Here is a 4,463-nt window from a genome sequence, read left to right as displayed (position 1 = left end):
TTGGTTCTTGACATATTTATTTTAAAACAACGAAAAAAGATACCCACAAGTGAGTATCACAACTGTCACGTTGTTGTCCTCCTTATGGGTACCATTTTAAAAAGCCTCCCTTTCTGCTTAGAATAATGGATTTAGATACTTTCAACAAGCATCCTCCATTATCTTAACACGTTTTAAATGAAATGAAACAAATTATTTTTGTTTTGCCAAAGTCTCCAACATATTTCGAGCCACACTATATTCATAATAAGGACCCAATTGATTGTTTGCGGCATATTTTGCCTCTTCCAAAGCTGTGCATGGCGCATACGAATGTTCAAACATCGACAACATCTATAAATCATTGCCACCATCACCATAATTCCAATGATAGAAACGTAAAAACAACTTATGAATTATCAGAAAAGTCTACGCAGAATATTTCCAGTAGGCTCTATTTACTTATTCATGAAACAAAAACTTCTGCCAGCTTTTACTTCATTCAATAAGATATGATCGGCTTCTGGAATATGACCAATACGATTTCTTTGTCCATCTACTTTCATATCTTTTAATACAATTTGTACTTCACCACGATAATGCGCCAAGTTATCATTCACAATGACTACATCTCCTCGATGATAGTATTCTTCATCTATTTTTCTTTCCGGAATATTCTTTTTACCGTAGAACATTCTTGTCCAGCGAGAACGAATCATGTAGTATGGTGTTTCTCCACATTGGTGATATACACTATCAAAGACAATTTCTTTTTCCAAATCTGTGACACCATCATCTAAAACGACTTTAAATGGAACTCTCTCTACATTTCCATGAGGAAGCAGTTCTGCCAAGTAGTCTTGTCCAACTAGTTTTGGTATATTGACATAAGCTTGGTTCATCACTTGATCAATTGCTTTAAATTCTTCTTCACTCGCAAAAGCATTTCCGAAGATGATTTCATCCACATCACCTACCGCAATCCAATGACGAACCTGCAATTCAGCTGGAATCCAACGGTGATCTTCAACAGTTGGAAGTCCATCATGTACTGGCCATGGCCCATGTGTATTGTCTTCATTACTAGAAATAAAGACAGCACTAGGAATGCCCAAAGTTGCCAATTCTTTATTGACCGAACGAATACTTTCTAAATCAGATGCTGTATAGCGTTCTGGATAGAAATTGTGGCAAGTTGAGAAGTTCTTTGGATTTGCCCCATTTTCTAATGCCATACGAACAGCTTGAATCATACAACTTGATAATTCGATTGTGATGTTGTAAGGGTTGTTGATTAAAGTCACATCTCTTTGATCAAAATATGGTAGGTCCATACGAATGATGTCTATTCCCATTTCTTTAAAGATGGAGATGTCACTTTCGCTAGCACCCATTTTCTTAAAGAATGCGGTGTTACAGTCACCAGATACCTTCATTCCATGTTTATGTGCTAAATCACAAAAATTTTTAAAATAATCAAACACTTCTTCTTTTGTGCCCGGAACACTAAACATACTTGTAAAGATTTTTGTGAAACCATAACGGCTTGCCATTGTTAAATAGTTTTCGATTTCCTCCATAGATTCTTGTTCTGGATATAAAGAAACGCCTAAAATTGGTTTTTTTACTGGTTTTGTTTCACCTAAAAGTCCCATTATTTTCTCCTTTTAAACTAATTTTGCATATGAATTATTTCTTCTTCAATCGTTGGATATGAAATAAGTGTTTCACCATCTAAATTCTCATTAAACATATTCACACCACTGATCTGATGATTATTGTATGTCGTATAATAGTAAATTCCATTTCTTAAGTCGCAACAAGACGTATAAATTGTATATTCATACTTTCCTGGTTCCACTTCACAAAGACCTTTTTGTTGCTTGACACTACCAATAATGTGGAAATATTGACTTAAATCATTCTTATCACTCGTCGCATTGGCTCTTGTATAGGCAACACGCACAAATCTGGATCCACTCGATAAGTCTCCAGGAAGTCCCATAGCTCCAAAGCCACGTGAATAGGCAGTTAAATCCAATCCAAAGTTATTTACAGGCTGTTTGTTTGATAAATACATATAGTCATTCAAACGAAATAACTGCATAGGAAATGGCGGATTGTTTGTCAAAACATGCGTAGGATTATCATATACATGCATACCATCTTCCATACACTCCACGACAATGCTTTCATTTTCATCACTGATCATATAGTGTAATTCAGCTACTGGAAATTGTTCATTAAATGGTGTTGCACAAACATTTGTATTTTCTAATACGACTCTTGCCTCTTTGACACTTGCACATTGCGATAAGATCCAAGGAATAAATTCAAAGGCAGCCACATTGTTCTTGTCTTCTTGGACTTCATAAAACTTTGCATTCCCAACAAAGTTTAATCCAGCCATTCCCAAGCCTTTCTCATTCATGGCATCATAATACAATGGATACTCTTCAAATACATGGGCCATACCAATCAGAGCATAATGACTTTCATGTTTATCTAAATGTCTAAAATGAAAATCATAATTGCGCGGCGTAACAGCTACTTGTTCTCCATATGAAAATTCATAATCTAAATTCCTTCCAAAAAACTGATTAAAGCTTAATGCGGTACACATTAAAATCATCTCCTTCTACTTAGTAGCTTAACACAAACTACAAAAAGATTACACACATAATAATGTACAAATCAAAATATGTGTTCATTGCGTTAAGTACCAAAAAAATATATATTTTAAGTGTCATAAGAAATGCCTTATCTTATGATTAACCCTTTGGAAAATTATTCAACCCTATAAACTCAAGATACATTTTTATCTTAATAATTTTCCTCTCCCTAAAGCAATGTCAAGCCCGGACATTGCTTTTTATTTTACCTCAAAGAAAAAAGCCATAAGTTTCCCTATGACTTAAAACGCAAATACAATTCCTATCACTGCACTAGCTACAATAAACCAGATTGGATGTAATTTAGGTTTATACTTACTCAATGCCAACAATACGAATAGACAAATAAACTGCTTCCAATGAAATGTTGAGAAAGTATAATCGCCAAATAAAGTTGTCACCAAAATATCAATGGTAGCCACGGCAATAAAGGCAACTACAGCAGGTTTTAATCCGGCAAAGATTTGTTGAACAAGTGTAGCCTCTTTAAATTTCTCTAAGAAATTGGCAATAATACAAATAATGATCAAACTTGGTAAAACCAGACCGAGTGTTACCACAATCGAACCTAATATGCCATATTGACTAAAACCTACATAGCTAGCCATATTGACACCCATTGGACCTGGTGTAGATTCACTAACCGCAATCATTGTGGATAGATCACTCATAGTATACCAGCCATAACGAACCCCAATCTCTCTTAAGAAAGGAATGGTCGCAAGGCCTCCTCCTACCGCAAATAGTCCGGTTTTAAAAAATTCTAAAAACATCAACAACAATTTAGGCATTCTTCTTTAACCATCCTATTCTAGAGAAGATAACTCCGGCTATGCCTGCGCCAATCACAAGTAACACCGTAGAAACTTTAGTAAACATCGCAAAAATAAGAGCTACCGCAAAAATCAAGAAACCAATCTTATTCTTAATATTGCCTTTACCTAATTTTAATACCGCATTGATCATCAACATACATACAGCTACACGAATTCCATTTAGGGCATGTTGTACAATGGCTAAACTTGAAAAGTTCGTGATCAAACCTGCAATTATACTAATAATGATGATGGATGGAGTAACTACACCTAGAGTAGCTGCAATCGCTCCTGGAACTCCGGCTTGATAGTATCCAATAAAAGTGGATGTATTGACCGCAATAACGCCGGGTGTACATTGACCAATCGCATAATAGTCCATGACTTCATCTTCTGTAGCCCAATGATATTTTTCAATAACTTCCTTTTGAATCATTGGCAACATGGCATATCCACCACCAAAAGTAAATAGACCCATCTTAAACCAAGAAACATATAATTGAATGAGTTTCTTCATTTTACTCTCCTTTTAATACAAATTTTTCAATAACTTCACAAACAGCACCTTCTTCACAAGTAGCCGTTGTGATATAGTCGCAATCCGGCTTGATACCTGGTGCTGCATTTTGTACACCCACACCTAAGCCAGCATCCTTAATCATGGATAAATCGTTATAGTTATCCCCAATCGCAATCGTATCCTGAATATCAATATGTAATAGATTGGCTAGTTTTTTTAGTCCAGCACCCTTATTTACACCCTTATGGTTAAATTCAATATAACGATTACTTGAATATGAAACATCCATATCATACGTAATATCCTTTAGATCACGATCAATGCTTTGAAGATACTCAAAATCGGTATTTGTATATAATACTTTTACAATTTCTTGCCCCTTTAAAAAATCAAGATTCTGATCAAATACCTCAATCATTTCTTGACGATTCTGCACATATCTTTTTTCATCTTCCGTTAAGTTATATGCATATACCG

Annotated in this window: 6 protein-coding genes; all 6 read right to left on the bottom strand. The window is 35.1% G+C overall.

The genetic code is table 11. The annotated features are described in order from the left end of the window. Positions 1 to 192 precede the first annotated feature (192 nt). Positions 193 to 333, bottom strand: a complete 141-nt coding sequence (locus ACZQCL_RS06870) for a hypothetical protein (RefSeq protein ID WP_118114957.1) — start codon at positions 331 to 333, stop codon at positions 193 to 195. 104 nt (positions 334 to 437) lie between these two features. Then, positions 438 to 1,634: a MupG family TIM beta-alpha barrel fold protein gene (locus tag ACZQCL_RS06865; RefSeq protein ID WP_337524823.1), complete on the bottom strand. Its 1,197-nt coding sequence runs from the start codon at positions 1,632 to 1,634 to the stop codon at positions 438 to 440. Positions 1,635 to 1,651: 17 nt separating this feature from the next. Next, on the bottom strand, positions 1,652 to 2,602 hold the full coding sequence (bsh, locus tag ACZQCL_RS06860; RefSeq protein WP_333881991.1) for a choloylglycine hydrolase: 951 nt from the start codon (positions 2,600 to 2,602) through the stop codon (positions 1,652 to 1,654). A 291-nt stretch (positions 2,603 to 2,893) separates the two neighbouring features. Next, the gene (locus ACZQCL_RS06855; RefSeq protein WP_419031257.1) at positions 2,894 to 3,442 is read right to left on the bottom strand and encodes a chromate transporter; all 549 of its coding nucleotides are present in this window, start codon (positions 3,440 to 3,442) and stop codon (positions 2,894 to 2,896) included. After that, complete coding sequence (locus tag ACZQCL_RS06850) at positions 3,435 to 3,983, bottom strand: chromate transporter (protein ID WP_331866104.1); 549 nt, start codon at positions 3,981 to 3,983, stop codon at positions 3,435 to 3,437. Before ACZQCL_RS06850 ends, ACZQCL_RS06855 begins: the two co-directional genes overlap by 8 nt. 1 nt (position 3,984) lies before the next feature. Beyond that, positions 3,985 to 4,463 (bottom strand): HAD-IIB family hydrolase (locus tag ACZQCL_RS06845; protein WP_482482401.1); only part of this gene is annotated, 479 nt, incomplete at its 5' end.

The sequence above is a fragment of the Holdemanella sp. genome, from assembly GCF_056804935.1.
Note: the sequence above shows the minus strand (reverse complement) of the source record. Positions and strands in the feature narration are given on the sequence as shown.

Excerpts from the sequence above, each read along its gene's own strand:
- ACZQCL_RS06865 (WP_337524823.1), bottom strand. The coding sequence starts at position 1,634 with ATGGGACTTTTAGGTGAAACAAAACCAGTAAAAAAACCAATTTTAGGC.
- ACZQCL_RS06855 (WP_419031257.1), bottom strand. The coding sequence starts at position 3,442 with ATGCCTAAATTGTTGTTGATGTTTTTAGAATTTTTTAAAACCGGACTA.
- bsh (WP_333881991.1), bottom strand. The coding sequence starts at position 2,602 with ATGTGTACCGCATTAAGCTTTAATCAGTTTTTTGGAAGGAATTTAGAT.
- ACZQCL_RS06850 (WP_331866104.1), bottom strand. The coding sequence starts at position 3,983 with ATGAAGAAACTCATTCAATTATATGTTTCTTGGTTTAAGATGGGTCTA.
- ACZQCL_RS06870 (WP_118114957.1), bottom strand. The coding sequence starts at position 333 with ATGTTGTCGATGTTTGAACATTCGTATGCGCCATGCACAGCTTTGGAA.